Here is a 17516-nt window from a genome sequence, read left to right on the forward strand (position 1 = left end):
AAATGGGGGAAAAATCAATGAGAAAGCCAGAGAAACAAAAGAAACCAAGAGAACGGATCTATGCGGCACTGCTCTGCATCTGTACGATGCTTTCTTTAGTTTCTGTGCCTGTATTGGCGGCAGAAATGAGAAAAGGAGCGGGCAGCCATAAACATACCCCGGAGTGTTATACGTGGATGGAAAAATGTGTCCATGAACATACGCCGGAATGTTATCCGCAGAAGGAGATAACGGAATCTGCAGCCACCTCATCTGATGCGGTGGAGGCCACCGAGTGCTGCCATGTATGCAGTGAGGAAAGCGGCTGCATCACAAAAGAATTAAATTGTCATTATGACAGCGAAAGCACTCCAATCACAGCGAAAGCGCTTATGAAAAATAAAGCGATCGCCACCCGGTCCAATGCGCGGAAAGTCTCTTCTATCGATCGCGCACAGGATCTGATCGATGCTTTGCCGGACGTAACAGATATCAATAACGATAACCTCGAGGAGGTAAGACTTCAGTTTAAAGCTGTTGAGGACGCAATGATACAGCTTTCCGTTGAGGACTCGGTCATACTTGATATCGCTCGCTATCTGAAGGTTGCGGCTGTGCTGTATGGACCGTTTCCTGACATCCAGAATCCTATCCTCGGCACAGATATTAAATGGACGATCAGCAGAGACAATAAGACCATTACGATATCCGGTAAAGGGGAAATGCCTGATTTCGACAAAACTAGTCCCGGTGAAAGATGTCCCTGGGAGGACAAAAAGTCTAAGATTAACAAGGTGGTCATAGAGGAAGGAGTGACAACGATTGGAAAACATGCATTTAGTGGATGCATAGCACTCAATGAGGTGCAAATTCCAAAAACAGTCAAAACAATAGGGATTGCCGCTTTTCAGGGCTGTAACACCCTCAGGCAAATTGATATTCCCAATAGTGTCAAAGATGTGAGGGGCTTCGCATTTTATGATTGCCCGCAACTTGGGCAAGTTCACACCCATTGGAAAGATCCGGAAGAAGCAGAATTGTCATTGGCATTTTATCTGCCCGGTAAATCATGGCCGGAGAATCTGACGATATATGTTCCTGACGCGTATAAAGACAAATTTGCAGCTGCATGGATAAACTGGAAGGTAAAGGGCGAAACTTACACAGTCTCTTTTGATGGAGGCAGAGCATCGGGACGTATGGAGTCAGTGGAAGGCATATCCGGGGATTACGTTCTTCCGGAGTCTGGTTTTTCATATCAATCAGCGATTTTTGATTACTGGGCGTTGGATAATCCTGATGGAAAGAAAGCGGGCTGCCCGGGAGAAGCCTTTCCTGTTACGGAGAATGTGGTGTTTTATGCCAGCTGGAGCCTTGTGATCGTGATACCGGAGCCAGAAAATCCGGTTGTGTGTATTCACGCATGGGGCGAATGGCAGAGCGATGCCGGAAAACATTGGAAGAAATGCATCCACTGTGAGGTAAGTGATATCATGGAAGATCACTCCGGCGGAACAGCCACCTGCAAAGACCAGGCGGTGTGTTCTGTCTGCGGCGCGGCTTATGGGGAGCTGAATCCAGATCACCACACGGGCGGCACCGAGGTGCGCGGCAGAGTTGAGGCCACCGCCAGCGCAGATGGCTATACGGGGGACACCTATTGTAAGGGCTGTGGTATCAGAATTGCGGCAGGACAGGTGGTACCGAAGGATCCGGCGTCCCCGACGACCCCGACAACACCGACGACACCGACGACACCGACAACACCGACGACCCCGACGACACCGACGACCCCGACGACCCCGACGACACCGACAATCCCGACAACCCCGACGATTCCAACGACACCGACGATCCCGAAAAAGGACAGCAGCAGTTCCGGCGGCAGCGGCGATACCTCCAGCTATACGCTGAACTTTCATGCGAACGGTGGCGGCGGCATAAGTACAATCGGGGGAACCTACGGTAAGATGATCAGACTTTCCGATCATATACCGACCCGTGAGGGCTATGATTTTACCGGCTGGTATTCCGATCAGGAATTGACACAGAGGATCACGGAACTCAGGCTGATCGGAAACAGGACGGTTTACGCCGGGTGGATAAAGAGCGATCCACACGCAGGGGCGAATCCATTTACGGATATGTATGGAAATGATCGGTTTTATAAGGATGTGATGTTTGTCTATGAAAAGGGATTGATGTCAGGTACCAGTGCGGTGACATTTGCACCGAACACCAATATCACCCGTGCCCAGATCGCGGTGATCTTCTACCGTATGGCGGGCAGCCCTGCCGTTGAGGGAAAGAACCACTTTACGGATGTTGAGTACGGTCCCGGTACCGTAGGGTTTTACGATGCGGTAACCTGGGCGCAGCAAAACGGTATTATGGGAGACTCTGACGGCAAGAAATTTGGTCCGGATGATCCTGTTACGCGCGAACAGCTTGCATCGATCTTTTATCGCTACGCACAGCTCAGGGGATATGATACCACACAGAGTGGCATGGCAGCCGGCAGCGATCTTCTTGATCTGAAGGGCACGGTTACCCGCGCTGAGACTGCGGAGATGTTCCATCAATTTGTAGAAAAACAGGGACTGAAACCTGTTGCTGCGTCGACAGGTGCGACAGAATGGGTGAAACCGGCGAGTTGAGGCGATACATCGGGCTGACTATCCGGTAAAAGGTGGAACCTGAGCACAGGCGGCTGATGACCTGTGTGTCCGGGTCAAAAAATGAATAAAAGACCTTTTGACATCGTTTGTTATTTTGTGTCAAAAGGTCTTTTTACTATTTATAAAATCTATGTAGTTCATGCTGGACATCAGTTGTAGAAAGCATATTTCTGGGCAGGATGGAATTTCTGCAAACAGTCCTAAAAAGAGATGAAAGAGCAGGGATTTATTTTATCTGCGTGAAGACAGAATATCCACACCCCACACAAGCAGAATCAGTCCCAAAAGGATCGCTCCAGCCTTATTCCAGTCGTACTGGTTCATCGCGAAGATAAGCGGTGCGCCGATCCCGCCTGCGCCCACGAGTCCGAGAACGGACGCCTCACGGATATTGACGTCAAAGCGGTAGAGGACGGCGGAGCAGAATGCCGGAGCGATCTGCGGGAGAACGCTGTGGCAGACGGCTGGAACCGGGTGGACACCCATGGCGAGGAGCGCCCGGTACGGGCCGGGATCGATGGCCTCCAGACATTCGGTGAAGCGCTTTGTGAGAAGTCCGATGCTGCAGACGGCTAACGTCAGGACACCTGTGAAGGCGCCGGGACCGGAGACCCGGATAAAGATCAGACCATAGATCAGAAACGGGATCGACCGGATCGCCATGATGATCAGGTTAAAGAAAAAAGCGGTCGGAGCAGGGACAAAGCGTCTTGTGTTGAGAAAGGCAAGGGGTGCAGCAAGGAAAGCACCGATGGATGTTCCGACGATAGCGATGCAGATGGTCTCAAGGAGAAGGTAGATGAGCCCGTCTTTCTCTGTGGAGAAAAAGAAGATCCAGTCCGGATGCGTGAGTCCGGCTGCCATACTTTTTAAGGCAGCGGCACTTGTCCTTGAAAAATCCGGCGGGGTCTGGGCCGCGAGGCAGAAGAGGAAGAGGGCAGTGGAACCGAAAAGGATCATCCGTCCAGAGACACAGGCTTTTTTAGACAAGGCTTTGCTGCCTGAAAAAAGTTCTGTGATCTGTCCGCTGTGGATCACAGCTGTAAAATACCGGTTTGCGTACTCGATGACACAGACGGTGAGAAAGAGCAGCAGCAGGATCGCTCCGACTTTGTGGAATTCCCGCCAGGAGATCTTTTCGTTTAGGATCAGACCGATCCCGCCTGCCCCTACATATCCGAGGATAGAGCTGTGCCGCACATTCGTCTCAAAGAGGTACAGGGCGTTTGTCAGAAACGCGGGCAAAATCTCCGGCAGGACGGCATGGATAAATGCCGGGAAACGGGAGCAGCCCATAGAGATAAGGGCCTGATAGGGGGCTGTGTCCGTATGCTCCGCATCCTCGTAGGTGAGCTTAGTCATGATCGCAAAGGTGTAGAGCGTGATCGCGAAGGTTCCAGCAAAGGTTCCGAGTCCGAAGAGAAAGGTCGCGGCGAGCGCCAGGATCAGCGCCGGAAAAGACCGGAGTATCTGGATCAGGAGACGCAGCAAACGCCTTGCCCAGGACGGAAAATGCAGGGACACAGCGCCGAAAGGGGAAACGATCAGTGCCAGAGCGGATCCTGTCACGGTACCAGTAACGGACATCTGGACTGTGTAAAAGAGAGGCAGCAGGATCTTCGGAAAAAAGGAGAGATCCGGCCGCATCATGTCGGCCGCCAGATCTGAAAGATGGGAGCTCCTTGAAATAAAAAGAGCCGGATCACATCCGGTGAAGGACGCGGCGGCGTAAAAGCAGAGAAGGAAGAGGATCCAGCCGGCAGGTTTTATATATTTTTTTCGATTTCTGTACATGGATTGCTTCCTCCTCTGAAATGCTTCTTTGCAAGGATCCGTTGGGACGGATAAATGCATAAATAGCAGAGTTGTAACTATTCAGTACCTTCATAGTTACAAGCAAAAATCCATTCCAGATCGGCTGCGCCGATGGGATTTTTGCCTTCCAGCTTATGTTTTCTTACGGTCAGCGCAGCAAGTGCGCAGACCTACTGAACAGTTACGCAGAGTTCTTTTATTTGGGTTCATATTCATCACCTAAGATAGGTGGGCGTCTTCGAGACTGAGATAAATGTTTCTCAAGATTTCCTCATTCATTTCCGATGGCGTTCCATCAAAAACCACATTTCCGTCCTTCAGCCCGATGATCCGGTCGGAAAACTCCTGAGAAAATTCAAGGTTATGGCTGTTCATAAGAATCGTGACGCCATCCTTTTCCTGAATCTCCTTTAAAAGTGTCAGGATCTGCCGTCCGGTGACCGGATCCAAGGAGGCGGCGGGCTCATCAGCCAGCAGGATTTTTGGATGACGCATGAGGGCTCTCGCGATGGCGGCGCGCTGTTTCTGACCACCGGAGAGATTTTTTACCGGTTCTTCTGCTTTTTCCAAGAGTCCCACGCGGTCAAGAAATTTCAGTGCTTCTGCCCGGCGCTTTTTTCCGTAGATTCCGAACACAGCGGGGAAAAATCCCATATCCGGCAGACAGGCAGTGAGCACATTTGCAAGGCAGGTGGAATTTTCCACGAGACAGAAATCCTGATAGATGGTGCCGATGGATCTCTTTACATTCTTCCTGGCGGTTCCGGACATGGACGATATGTCGCTGCCATCAAAAAGGACAGCCCCGTCCCCCGGCGTCTCCATGCCGTTTAAGATCCGGAACAGGGTGGTTTTTCCAGCTCCGGACGGACCGATCACGGAGACGAACTCGCCCTGAGGGATGGTAAAGGTTACATGGTCCAGGGCGCGTGTCCCGTTTTTAAATTGTTTTCCAATGTTCTGAAGAACGATTTCCATGAAGATACCTGCCTTACAAATAATGAATCAGTAAAAAATTGGGATCTGTTTAGTTCATAGACTTTAACATTTCCTGTGCGGCGCGTTCCCCGTCATAGTTCGCGTCATCGCCCCACTCGTAGCCGACCTGACTGAAGACTTTGATGATGTCTTTGCCTTCATCAGTTCCTGCGATCTCGATGAAGGAATCACCGAGAGCCTGACGGAAGTCAGCGTCCTGCATGAGCTCGGAAGTTTTGCTGTATGCGATCATATCGTTGTAGATTCCCTCTGTGACGCCGATGATGCCTGTCTGCTTTACCATATCATCAGTGCCGCCGAATTTCTCTTTCCAGTCCGGCGCATATTTTGTGCGGATATGGCCGTAGGAGACCATGAGGTCTGCCTGTCCGGAGGCGAGGCGGGCGAGGGAGGTGGTGTAGGAATCAGACTGGACCGCATTTGCGAGGTCAGCGATGGTCTTTCCGTAGCGCTCGTTTAACCATAAGGACGGATAAATGTAGCCGGACGCGGAGGTCGGTCCCATGACTGCCCAGGTGGCGCTGTTTAAGTCATCCCAGGTAAGTTCCTCGCCGTTGTTGACTTTTGCTAAGAGCTCCTGACCTTTTTCACTCGGTCCTGCGAGAATGATGGAGCGGTAATATGTGCTCATTTTGTCTGTGTTTTCCTCGATGGTGCCGTCGTTCCATTCCTTCGGATCTTCGGAGTCCTTGTTGATGGCGTAGCGGAGAGCCGTGAGGAGAACGTCGCAGTCATCGGAGAACAGGACATAGTTTCCTCCGGAGATAAATCCGATATCAGCGCTTCCTGCGCTCAGTGCCTCACCGACAGCGGTGTAGCTTGTTCCGACGGTCATGTCGATGTCTTTGACATCGTAGCCTTTTTCAAGCAGTGTCTCTTTTAAAAGGTTCTCTAACGGCTCTGTTGCTGTCGTGATCGTATCTGCGTCCGCGTACGGGGAGAAAGCGATCTTTAAGGAATCGATGGATTTTGTCTCTGCGGAAGCGGTTGCTTCAGAAGTGCTTTCCGCAGAAGCGGCAGCTGTGGTCTCCCCTGTGGAAGCAGCCGGTGCGTCCGTTTTGGAAGAACATCCTGCAGTGAGTCCGAGGCAGAGTGCCAGGGAGAGAGCCGGTACAACAAATTTTCTCATAATATAATACCTCCATAGCCCGTCAGGGCAGAATATATTTTCTGCTGAAAGAATGGGACACCGGGAAATACGGTGAAATAGTTTCAATATCCGCTAATGGGCAGGATCCTGTGAGAGCGTGATCGTTCCGGATAAAATGAAATAGAACGCGTTCAGCTGCCATGAATCCGGAAGAAACAGGCGGATAAAGAAAAAGGCATGCTTTCTGCAGCATGCCGTAAAAATGACTTTCAGGCAGAATGCTGACAAGCCGCGGACATGGATCCGCGGCATGGGACGGTCGATCCTTTCTGGGATCCTCTCAGCCCGGAACACGGGCTCCCTCGCAATCTGGTCTTCGTCATCAAGTAATTGAATTGACCGCAGCATCAGGGCGCTCCCCCTCATGCTGCATTCCGTTAACCGATTTGGATTGTAGCACAGGAGGCGGAAAAAGGCAAGAGAGGAAATTTCTGAAAGGCCGCCGGGAAAAAGCGATGGGCGGGGAACACAAGGCTGTAAGCAGGCTGCACGGAATACATGAAAAATATCGATGGATCCATGCAAAATCCGCAGTCTTAAAATCATGTACGAAACCGGGTGCAAACTTGACTTTTCCGCGCGGAAAGTATATAGTAAGTCTTGTCAGAAAAAAGAAAATAAACAGACCGGGGAGCCTGACGGATCAGGCTGAGAGTTGGCTGCATCGCCAAGACCCGTATACCTGATTTGGATCATGCCAACGTAGGAAGCTGCTGAAGAGAAAGAGTAGAAGTGGAGATACCTGCGGGTGTCTCCTTTTTTTACGCGAACAACGAGCCAAAGTCCGCGCTTGCGCGAGACCTTGGCGACTGTCGCGATAACAAGGGGAAACTCGCGAAGCGTGTTTTCACTTGTTATAACAGGAAATTCCGGGGAATTCCCTGTTACACAAAAGGTACTGACGTGCCAATGCTGTGCACTCGCGCGAAGATGTAGATCGTCGCAAGCGGCCGCGCGAGGCGTGGGAATGTGCCAAGGCGCGTTTCATGTATTGTAGGAGGTAGAAGATATGAACTGCAGACCGGAAGATATGCTGCTCTACGCGGTGACAGACCGCGCGTGGTTAAATGGCGAGACTCTGGAGAGCCAGGTGGAAAAGGCTTTAAAGGGAGGAGCAACATTCGTTCAGCTGAGGGAAAAAGAGCTGGATGAGGAGATGTTTTTAGAAGAGGCGAAGAAGATCAAAAAGCTCTGTGCCGAATATCATGTTCCCTTTGTGATCAACGACAACGTGGATATCGCCCTTAAGGTGGACGCGGACGGCGTTCATGTGGGACAGAGCGATATGGAAGCGGGAAAAGTGAGAGAAAAGCTGGGACCGGATAAGATCATCGGTGTTTCCTGTAAGAATGTGGAGCAGGCGCTTCTCGCGAAAAAGCACGGGGCGGATTACCTCGGCGTCGGAGCGATGTATCCGACAGGAACAAAAAAGGACGCAACAGCGGTGACACCGGAGGCGCTTTCTGCGATCTGTCAGGCGGTGGATATCCCGGTAGTCGCCATCGGCGGGATCAATAAGGAACGCATAGAGCCCCTTAAGGGAACCGGTGTGGATGGTGTCGCAGTCGTCAGCGCGATCTTTGCGGCAGAGGATATTGAGAAGGCGACACGAGAACTGAAAGAGGCGGTAAGAGAAATCTTATAATATAATTTTTTAAACACTACATTCAAACAAGCCAATAAGCCAGAAGAAAAATACTACTTGCCTGAAAATATGAATTTTAAATTCACAGAGCAGCAATTTTCCCTCTGGGTTTTGGAATAGATCAAGCGGAAAACATTTCCGCGGCGGCACATTGGGGGCACCACCTTGCGTCGCCTAATAAAAAGTTATTGATGCCTGAAAGGAGTTTTTATGATGAAGACAGCATTAACGATCGCTGGAAGCGATTCCAGCGGAGGCGCCGGCATCCAGGCCGATTTAAAGACGATGATCGCAAACGGAGTATACGGAATGAGCGCGATCACAGCACTGACGGCCCAGAACACGACCGGCGTCCAGGGGATTTTCGAGGTAACACCGGAATTCCTGGAACAGGAGATCGACAGCGTATTTACGGACATCCGTCCGGACGCGGTAAAGATCGGAATGGTTTCTTCTGCGGGACTGATCAAGTCCATCGCAAAGAAGCTTCATGAACACAAAGCAGAAAATATCGTTGTGGACCCGGTCATGGTGGCGACAAGCGGATCAAAGCTGATCAGCGACGATGCCATCGGCACATTAAAGGAATACCTGTTTCCGATGGCGGCAGTCCTGACCCCGAATATCCCGGAGACAGAGGTTTTATCAGGGATGGAAGTAAAGTCCGCCGAGGACATGATCGCGGCGGCAAAACAGATCAGTGAGACCTATCACTGCGCGGTCCTCTGCAAGGGCGGTCATCAGTTGAATGATGCCAACGACCTGTTATACCGCGACGGCAGCTACCGCTGGTTCAACGGTAAGCGTATCGACAACCCGAACACCCACGGAACCGGCTGCACCTTATCGAGCGCCATCGCCTCCAATCTGGCGAAGGGTTATGATCTCGATACGGCGGTGGAACGCGCAAAGGCTTACATCTCCGGAGCGCTGGCAGCCATGCTGGATCTCGGACATGGATCCGGACCGATGGACCATGGATTTGATTTTCGCGGAAAAGGATTTGCGGAGGAACAGGCATGACGATGACAGAACGCCTTTTAGAGGCAACAAAGGAGATCTGGGACGGCTATAACGAGACGCCTTTTGTAAAGGGAATCGCGGACGGCAGTCTGGATCATGAAAAATTTAAATATTATATGATACAGGATTATCTGTATCTTCTTGACTATACAAAGGTATTTTCCATCGGCACGGCGAAGGCGAAAAACCTCGCCGCTATGCGCCTGTTCGCGGGTTATACCCATTCGATCCTGGACGGTGAGATGGATATCCACCGCGCGTACATGACGAGACTTGGAATCGCGAAGGAGGAGGCGGAGCAGACACCGGTCGCTCTTGATAATCTGTCCTATACCTCCTATATGCTTCGTGTCGCTTACGAGGAAGGAGAGGCGGAGGTCATGGCGGCGATCCTTTCCTGCGCGTTGAGCTATGAGTTTATCGCGAAGAAGATCCTTGCGGAGTATCCGGCTGCAGATAAGCATGAGTTCTATGGGGAATGGGTCAGCGGATATGCGTCCGATTCCTACCACGAGGACAATGAGGTGCTGGCAGACCTGATGAACCGCCTGACGGAGGACTATTCCGAGAAGCGGAAACAGCATCTCGTGGACATCTTTACAGCATGCTCCCGCTACGAGGCGGCATTCTGGGATATGGCATGGGAAATGAGGCAGTAGGATGCTGAAATTTGACAATGTAAGCTTTCAATATGATGTGGAAGATTTCTCCATCATTGACCACCTCTCCTTCGATGTACAGGACGGGGAATTCGTGTCCGTCATCGGCGCTTCCGGCTGTGGTAAGAGTACGATCTTCCGGCTTGTGAACAAGCTCCTTCTGCCGGCTTCCGGCGAGATCCTGGTGGACGGAGAGTCCATTGAGAGGAAGAGAAACTACTGTGGATACATGCCGCAGCAGGATCTTTTATTTCCATGGCGGACCGTGAGGGAGAATCTCCTGCTGCCGATGGAGATCCGGGGCGGATATTCGAAAACGGAGATGAGAGAGAAAGCGGACGCGGCGCTGGAATCGGTTGGTCTTAAGGACTGGGGTGACAAGATGCCGAAGGAGCTTTCCGGCGGCATGCGCCAGAGAGCGGCGTTTGCGAGAACGGTGCTCACGGGTTCCGACCTTCTGCTCCTCGATGAGCCATTTTCAGCCCTCGATTACCTGACGAGGATCTCCATGCGGGAATGGCTTTTAGAGCAGTGGGAGAGGGAGAAAAAGACAGTCCTTTTTATCACGCACGATGTGGAGGAAGCGGTCTTTTTGTCCAGCCGGATCCTGGTTGTAGAGGAATCACCGATCACCCATCTGCGGTCCATTGATGTTCCGGCAGAATATCCGAGATCCAGAGACGAGCTTCGGAAACCGGAGATACTGTCCCTGAAGGAGGAGCTGATCGGTATGCTGAGGAAGGAGACGTCATGAGTAAGAAGATGAAGAAGTATCATGCGCGGGTTCCTTCCGGGGCTTCGCGCGGACAGACCCATAATTTTCTGAGTACGAATCTTCCGGCGGCGATTCTGGTGGCAGCTCTGCTGATCATCTGGCAGGCGGCGGCTATGGGAATCGACGCGGCGTATATCCTGCCGTCACCGACTCAGGTGGTGGTACGGCTCTGGGAGCTTAGAGGTCCGTTATTTAAGGCACACCTTCCGGCAACGATGTCGGTGGTGGGGATCGGACTTCTGATCTCCATTATTCTTGGCCTTGGTCTGGCCGTTCTGATGGATGCCAGCGAGACAGCGGAAAAGGCACTTTATCCGCTTATCATCGCGTCCCAGACGATCCCGACGACAGCTCTGGCACCGCTTTTTGTACTCTGGTTCGGATATACGATCTGGAGCAAGGTGCTTGTGACGGTGCTGATCACATTTTTCCCGATCACGATCACGGTATTCGACGGATTTAAGTCGGTGAAGACGGAGATGGAAGAGCTCTTGTTTACCTTTGGCGCGGATAAACGCCAGATTTTTATGAAGTTAAAGGTTCCGGCTGTCCTGCCCTGCTTTTTCTCAGCGATCAAGATGGCGGTCCCGTTATCGATCATCGGAGCGGCCATCGGTGAATGGCTGGGAGCTCAGAGCGGACTTGGATACTTCAGCAGGAGGATGATGACACAGCTTGATGGAGCCGGAGTGTTCGCACCGATCTTATTGTTATCGGTGGCAGCGATGGCGGCTGTCTGGGTGGTCACACTGCTTGAAAAACGGATCATTCACTGGAGAAATGAGTAGAAAACACAACATGAAATTCTGGCTGACCAGTGAAAGAACAGGAAAAATTATTTTGATAACGAAAGGAAATGACATGAAAAAAGGAATGAGAATCGCTGCAGCGGTGATGGCTGCGGCTTTCAGTATGACAGTACTTGCAGGATGCGGTAAGAGTGAGACAAAGACAGCGGAGACGACGGCAGCGGCTTCAGCGGACAACAGCAGCGCGGCAGAGACAACAGCAGCTTCCGGTGAAAAAAAGGATCTCCGTGAGGTCAACGTGGTATTGGACTGGTATCCGAACGCGATCCACACCTTTATCTACACCGCCATCGAGCGCGGATATTATGCGGAAGAGGGACTTGATGTGAAGGTCCGCTTCCCGGCAAACGCGAATGATGCTCTGGCTCTTGTCGCTGCCGGCAAGGCGGAGATCGGAATGTATTATCAGCAGGATGTGATCCAGGCGGTTGCAAATCAGGGAACGAAGATCAAGTCCATCGGTGCGATCGTGCAGTCTCCGTTGAGCATTGTACTTTCTTTAAAGGATAAGAATATTACAAGCCCGTCCGATCTTGTCGGAAAGACAGTTGGATACGGCGGAACAGCTCTCAGTGAGTCTATTGTGAAGACCATGATGGAGTATGTGGGCGCGGACGCGTCAGATGTAAATCTGATCGACGTTGGATTTGACCTGATGAGCTCCATGACTACCGGAAACGTGGATGCCACCATCGGCTGCCTTGTGAACCATGAGGTTCCGCAGCTGGAGGAAGAGGGCTTTGATGTCAATTATTTCATGGCAAACGGATATGGCATTCCGAATTATTATGAGGAAGTGTTCCTCGCAAATAATGAGATGATCGAGAGTGAGCCGGAGGTCTTAAAGGGCTTTTTACGTGCATCTGCAAAGGGCTTTGAGGACTTTAAGAAGGATCCGGACGGCTGCCTCGCGATCCTCATGAACAACCAGAATGAGGAGAATTTCCCGCTGACACAGAGCGTTGAGGAGAAATCCTGTGAGACTCTGCTGCCGCTTATGGAGACGGAGGATGTCCCGTTCCTGACACAGACGGAGGAGTGCTGGCAGGAGAACATCGACTGGATGCTTGAGAGTGGACTGATCGATCAGAAGGTTGAGGTTTCTGATGTGATGGTGGACCTCGGGGAGTAGGTTCCTTGGGGAAATCTTATAGGAATTGAGAAATACCGGGATGGCGGGGAGACTGCTGTTCCGGTATTTTTATGGTCTGAGTCAGGAAAAGAGAGAGTGGGTCAACTTGGCGGAAGTACGCGCAGGTCAGCTTCCGGCTCCTGGTGCTGTCGATTTCCAGGCGGTTCCTCTATGCTTGCAGAAAAATGCTAAGGGCGGAGAAAATGGGACGCAACTCGCTTCGCTCAGACAAGCGCCCCATTTCCTCCAACGCATTTTCCTGCGAGCCAAGAGGAAGCCAGGCCTGTAAATCAGGCACCCGGTTCCGGAGGCTGACCTGCGCTGGGGATTGAAGATTTAAGTAAAGATCTGGATGATGTATATAGTTGTTACTGTGGAAAAGAACGCTTGTTCATATGAAAGATATGTATTATAATTGAGGTTAGATAACGTTTTTTCGAAGAAAAAAGAGATGTCTGGATGGAGGAAAACTGTACTGTTTCGGTTTTTGAAAATCAGGCATCGCGTCCAGAGGCAGTCCTGTGCTGGATATTGACGAGATTAAATGGGAGGAAGGTTATGGCGGAACAGATGAAGAAGGAGAGGGCAAGGCGGCTGTTTTTGATCGCTTTCGTCCTGTTCACGTTTGCGAACGGATTTGGCGGCAGTATTATCTCGAACTATTTTAAGGGCGTGTATCAGGTGGACTCGGTGCAGAGGGGGCTTTTGGAGATCCCGAGGGAGCTGCCGGGAGTTGTGGGAGTGTTTGTGATCACGGCGCTGTCGGGATGTGGAAATCTGACGTTAGCGATGATCAGTTTCTGCCTGTACGCGGTGGGAATGTTTGTCCTTGGACTTTTATCTCCGGGATATCTCTTAATGCAGCTGTTTGTGTTTACCTATTCTCTCGGGGATCATATTGTCATGCCGGTCCGGGACGCGATCGCGATGGATCTCGCGGATGAGGGGAAGACGGGAACGTTTCTCGGAAAATACCGGGGATATGCGACGATGGGGTCCATGGCGGCATCGCTGCTTGTATTTATCGGGTTCCGGTACGGGGCGTTCTGGTTCCGGGCGGACAGATCGATCGTTCCGTCGTTCTGCGTGTCACTTGTAGTCGTTGCGGCGGCGTTATTCTTCCTGTGGAGACTGAGAAGAGAGGTTCCGGCCCTTGATGTGCGGAAGCATGATGAGAAGAAAAAAGGACTGCCGCTTAAGAAGAAATACATTCCTTATTATATCGTTACGGGTGTTTATGGTTTCCAGAAACGGATGCGTCTGGTGTTTGCACCGTGGATCATTATCGAGCTTCTTGCGATGGGGGCAGATACGGTGGCGCTTCTTGGAATCGCGGCGCATTTTGGCAGCAGTATGATTGCTCCGCAGATCGGAAAATTTCTTGACCGGTATGGTGTGAAAAAGGGACTTGTTCTGGAGAGTGTGACGATCGGGGCGATCTTTCTGTATGCGGCCTGGGCAGTCCATGGGATCACGTCAGGTGTGTTTACGGGGAGAGTGGAGCAGATCTTTGCGTTCACGGCATATATTTTTATTATGATCGCAGATCATTTTAACGCGGTCCATGTGATGTTGATGAAAAAACTCAGCGACTCTCCGGCGGACGTGATGGAGAACCTGTCGTTCGGCCTGAGTGTGGATCATGTGCTGGCCGTGACGGTCTCCGGGCTTTTAGGAGCTGTCTGGAAGTTTGTCGGTCCGGAGTGGGTGTTTGTATTGGGAGCAGCGGTCTGCCTGGTGCATTTCGGGGTGGCTGTGTGGCTTGGAAAGAGAGCAAATTAGATTTCCATTTTTGCAAAGAAGTTTTGGGAGAACGTGGTATGATAGATTCAGAAACTTGGAAATCATGTGACAGGTAAAGAAACTGCGGAATGACTGCTGCAGAGGATATATTTGGGAGGAACGAGGATATGATCTTTGTATCACACTATGATTCACCGCTTGGAATCCTTTATCTGGCGGCGGATGAAGAAGCGTTAAAGGGAGTCTGGTTTGAGGGGCAGAAATATTTTGCTTCCGGGTTAAAAGAGAACGGGACAGAGGAGAAGGAAACTCCTGTCTTGAAGAGGACGAGAGAGTGGCTGGATCTTTATTTCGCAGGGAAAGATCCGGAGTTTCTTCCACCGCTGGCGCCGGACGGATCAGAATTCCGGAAAGAGGTCTGGAAGCTCCTGCTTACGATCCCATACGGGAAGACGATGACTTACGGAGAAATCGGCAGAAAAATTGCTGAGATGACAGGAAAAAAGCACATGTCCGCTCAGGCCGTCGGAGGCGCGGTCGGCCACAATCCGATCTCGATCCTGATTCCATGCCACCGGGTGGTCGGAACAAACGGGAGCCTTACCGGGTATGCGGGCGGAATTGAGAAGAAGATCGGGCTTTTGAAACTGGAACAGACAGACATGTCCGGGATGTTTGTGCCGAAGAGAGGGACGGCGCTGTAGTTGAAAATAAAGTTGTAATTAGCTGCAAAGTAACGGAAGGAGCTGATATCATGGATGAATTTTTAAAACTGCCGGTTGGCATCGATAATTTTGAAAAGATCCGTCAAAATGGATTCTACTATGTCGATAAGACGAGCCTGATCGAGCAGCTCTTTTCGAGTTGGGGGGAAGTTAATTTATTTACCCGTCCGCGCCGTTTTGGAAAAACACTTAATATGAGTATGCTAAAGTACTTTTTTGAAATCGGGACGGACCGGTCGCTTTTTGATGGACTCCATATTTCATCAAATGAAAAGATATGTTCTGAACATATGGGAAAATATCCGGTGATCTTTCTTTCATTAAAAAATGCAGAAGGATTGAATTTTGATACAGCGAAATATCAGATGGTCGAACTCATTGCGAGGGAGGCAGAGCGGTTTCCTTTTTTGGCAAAGGACACAAATTTATCGGATCGTGACAGAGAAAAATATAGAGTGTTGACTGCATTTGCAGATGGGCATTATCAGATGAGTGATGATGTACTGTGCGGCTCTCTGCAGACGCTTTCCGAACTTCTGTATAAGCATTTTAATCAGAAGACGGTTATTCTGATCGATGAATATGATGTACCGCTTGATAAGGCATTTCAGCATGGTTATTATCGGGAGATGGTTGCTTTGATCCGGGCGCTGTTCGGAAGGGCACTGAAAACAAATGAGGCTTTAGCCTTTGCAGTATTGACTGGGTGTCTCAGGGTTTCTAAAGAGAGTATTTTTACGGGATTAAATAATTTTAAGATTCTGTCGATTACGGATTCGCGGTTTGATGAACAGTTTGGTTTTACAGATAAAGAAGTACAGAAACTTCTCGCGGATTATCACTTGGAAGCGAGATTTTCGGAAACGAAGGAATGGTACGACGGGTATCGTTTTGGCAATGTTGACGTGTACTGTCCGTGGGATGTCATTAATCATATCGACCGAATCAAGGACGATCCGAATGCAAGACCAGAAGCATACTGGATCAATACCAGCGGGAATGACCTTGTAAAGCGTTTTGTGGATAAGGCAAACAGAACGACCCGGAATGAGATCGAACAGTTGATTGCCGGGAATGCAATTGAAAAAATGCTCCGTCTTGATCTCACTTATGATGAGATCGATAACAGCATCGAAAATCTCTGGAGTGTTCTATTTACCACTGGATATCTCACACAGGCAGGGATGACAGAGGATGGCGCGTACAGGCTCGTGATACCAAACCGGGAGATTCGCGAAGTGTTTAAAATGCAGATCCAGGAGTGGTTTAAAAAGTCGATCTTCAGCAATACGGAGCAGTTAACTGCTTTCTGGAAAGCTTTTGAAGAGGGAAATACGGATGGAGTCGAGATGTATCTCAATCGAATCATGAGCAATTCCATCAGTGTTTTTGATATAAAAACGGGAGAAGGGAAAAAAGAAATCTCGTATCATAACCTTCTTGTTGGTATTTTGACGGGAAATGCAGACTGGCTTGTAAAATCTAATGTCGAGGCAGGAGAGGGATTTGCGGATATTATCGTAGAAACGGAAGATCCGAATGCAGGCATTGTTGTGGAACTGAAATATACGAAGGATTACGATGAGATGGAGCAGGCCTGCAGGGCGGCGTTGGATCAGATCAATGACCGGCGTTATCAGGAATATCTTTTAAATGATGGGCGAAAAGATATCACACTTTACGGAATTGCCTTCTGTAAAAAGCGTTGTAAAGCGATGGCTTCCGGAAACTTATAATTGATTGGTGTTAATGATGGATGGGTGTAGTGCAGAAAAACGAATTTTTTGCATTACACCTGTTTTTTATGATATTATGGTAGCGGAAGAATTTAGATTTCGTTGAGGTGCGACATGAAGATACAGAAAAAATGGCTCTATATACTGCTGGCTGCAGCAGGTGTGTTCGGTGTGGTCACAATTCTCTTTTTTTCAGGTGAAAAATGGCTGCGTGATGGCTGGTATTATATCCCTGACAGGGCGATCGCCATTGCACTTGGGCTCTGCGTGTTCTGGCAGATCGTGCTGACAGCGTGGACATTTTTTTTGCTGGCGTGGAACAGAAAGAAATTCGACGGCTGGATGAGAAGGATTATCAGGATACCGGTGATCGTGGCGGCGGTTTTTCTGTTCCTGTTTTTTGCATGGAACTGGTTTCTTTACAGTCTTGGATTTGAGCAGAAAGTGGAACAGTATGATGAACACATTGCCCTGTATGTAACGAATACATTTGTGAGAACGAGATTTCGGTATCCGCATTATATGTATGAGGAAAACTGGCTGTTTATGAGGAGTCTGAGTGATGAAGAACAGCAGGAAGCTGTTTTAAAATACGGAGATCCGGATGATTATTACAGGGAATATCATTAACGGCAGATGCAGATATGC

General features: G+C 50.1%; 15 protein-coding genes and 1 riboswitch. Of the genes, 11 read left to right on the plus strand and 4 right to left on the minus strand.

The features are described 5' to 3' along the window. Nucleotides 1–17: 17 nt before the first annotated feature. Entirely contained in the window at nt 18–2636 is a 2619-nt protein-coding gene (locus tag GPK90_RS13215; protein ID WP_215703182.1) for an S-layer homology domain-containing protein, read from the plus strand. A gap of 252 nt (nt 2637–2888) precedes the next feature. Here GPK90_RS13215 and GPK90_RS13220 read toward each other — a convergent pair whose 3' ends face one another. The 4 genes from GPK90_RS13220 to GPK90_RS13235 all read right to left on the minus strand — a co-directional run bounded on the left by GPK90_RS13220 (nt 2889) and on the right by GPK90_RS13235 (nt 6969). Next, nucleotides 2889–4451 (minus strand): PhnE/PtxC family ABC transporter permease, encoded by a 1563-nt coding sequence (locus GPK90_RS13220; RefSeq protein WP_215703183.1) that lies wholly within the window; start codon nt 4449–4451, stop codon nt 2889–2891. 240 nt (nt 4452–4691) lie between these two features. Beyond that, nucleotides 4692–5450 carry a phosphonate ABC transporter ATP-binding protein gene (phnC, locus tag GPK90_RS13225; RefSeq protein WP_118529565.1) on the minus strand — a complete coding sequence of 253 codons (759 nt, stop codon included), beginning with the start codon at nt 5448–5450 and terminating at the stop codon, nt 4692–4694. Nucleotides 5451–5499: 49 nt separating this feature from the next. Then, nucleotides 5500–6600, minus strand: coding sequence for a phosphate/phosphite/phosphonate ABC transporter substrate-binding protein (locus GPK90_RS13230; protein ID WP_215703184.1), 1101 nt, complete (start codon nt 6598–6600; stop codon nt 5500–5502). A gap of 93 nt (nt 6601–6693) precedes the next feature. Next, nucleotides 6694–6969 (minus strand): hypothetical protein, encoded by a 276-nt coding sequence (locus tag GPK90_RS13235; protein WP_215703185.1) that lies wholly within the window; start codon nt 6967–6969, stop codon nt 6694–6696. A 269-nt stretch (nt 6970–7238) separates the two neighbouring features. Continuing rightward, nucleotides 7239–7346, plus strand: a riboswitch (TPP riboswitch). A gap of 284 nt (nt 7347–7630) precedes the next feature. Between GPK90_RS13235 and thiE the strand changes: the two genes are divergently transcribed. The 10 genes from thiE to GPK90_RS13285 all read left to right on the plus strand — a co-directional run bounded on the left by thiE (nt 7631) and on the right by GPK90_RS13285 (nt 17498). Then, nucleotides 7631–8266 carry a thiamine phosphate synthase gene (gene thiE, locus GPK90_RS13240; RefSeq protein ID WP_215703186.1) on the plus strand — a complete coding sequence of 212 codons (636 nt, stop codon included), beginning with the start codon at nt 7631–7633 and terminating at the stop codon, nt 8264–8266. 213 nt (nt 8267–8479) lie between these two features. After that, on the plus strand, nt 8480–9289 hold the full coding sequence (gene thiD, locus GPK90_RS13245) for a bifunctional hydroxymethylpyrimidine kinase/phosphomethylpyrimidine kinase (protein WP_015554066.1): 810 nt from the start codon (nt 8480–8482) through the stop codon (nt 9287–9289). Continuing rightward, entirely contained in the window at nt 9286–9948 is a 663-nt protein-coding gene (tenA, locus tag GPK90_RS13250) for a thiaminase II (protein ID WP_118529567.1), read from the plus strand. Before thiD ends, tenA begins: the two co-directional genes overlap by 4 nt. 1 nt (nt 9949) lies before the next feature. Further along, nucleotides 9950–10702, plus strand: coding sequence for an ABC transporter ATP-binding protein (locus GPK90_RS13255; protein WP_015554068.1), 753 nt, complete (start codon nt 9950–9952; stop codon nt 10700–10702). 68 nt (nt 10703–10770) lie between these two features. After that, nucleotides 10771–11511 (plus strand): ABC transporter permease, encoded by a 741-nt coding sequence (locus GPK90_RS13260; protein ID WP_215703203.1) that lies wholly within the window; start codon nt 10771–10773, stop codon nt 11509–11511. A 73-nt stretch (nt 11512–11584) separates the two neighbouring features. Continuing rightward, complete coding sequence (locus GPK90_RS13265) at nt 11585–12664, plus strand: ABC transporter substrate-binding protein (RefSeq protein ID WP_252197463.1); 1080 nt, start codon at nt 11585–11587, stop codon at nt 12662–12664. 558 nt (nt 12665–13222) lie between these two features. After that, on the plus strand, nt 13223–14446 hold the full coding sequence (locus GPK90_RS13270) for an MFS transporter (RefSeq protein ID WP_015554072.1): 1224 nt from the start codon (nt 13223–13225) through the stop codon (nt 14444–14446). A gap of 128 nt (nt 14447–14574) precedes the next feature. Next, nucleotides 14575–15111: a methylated-DNA--[protein]-cysteine S-methyltransferase gene (locus tag GPK90_RS13275; protein WP_117485375.1), complete on the plus strand. Its 537-nt coding sequence runs from the start codon at nt 14575–14577 to the stop codon at nt 15109–15111. A 50-nt stretch (nt 15112–15161) separates the two neighbouring features. After that, complete coding sequence (locus GPK90_RS13280) at nt 15162–16868, plus strand: AAA family ATPase (protein WP_118529569.1); 1707 nt, start codon at nt 15162–15164, stop codon at nt 16866–16868. Nucleotides 16869–16982: 114 nt separating this feature from the next. Continuing rightward, nucleotides 16983–17498 (plus strand): hypothetical protein, encoded by a 516-nt coding sequence (locus tag GPK90_RS13285; protein ID WP_118529570.1) that lies wholly within the window; start codon nt 16983–16985, stop codon nt 17496–17498. Nucleotides 17499–17516: the final 18 nt, after the last annotated feature.

This window comes from Clostridium sp. MCC344 (assembly GCF_018785365.1).
Classification (GTDB): domain Bacteria; phylum Bacillota; class Clostridia; order Lachnospirales; family Lachnospiraceae; genus Pilosibacter.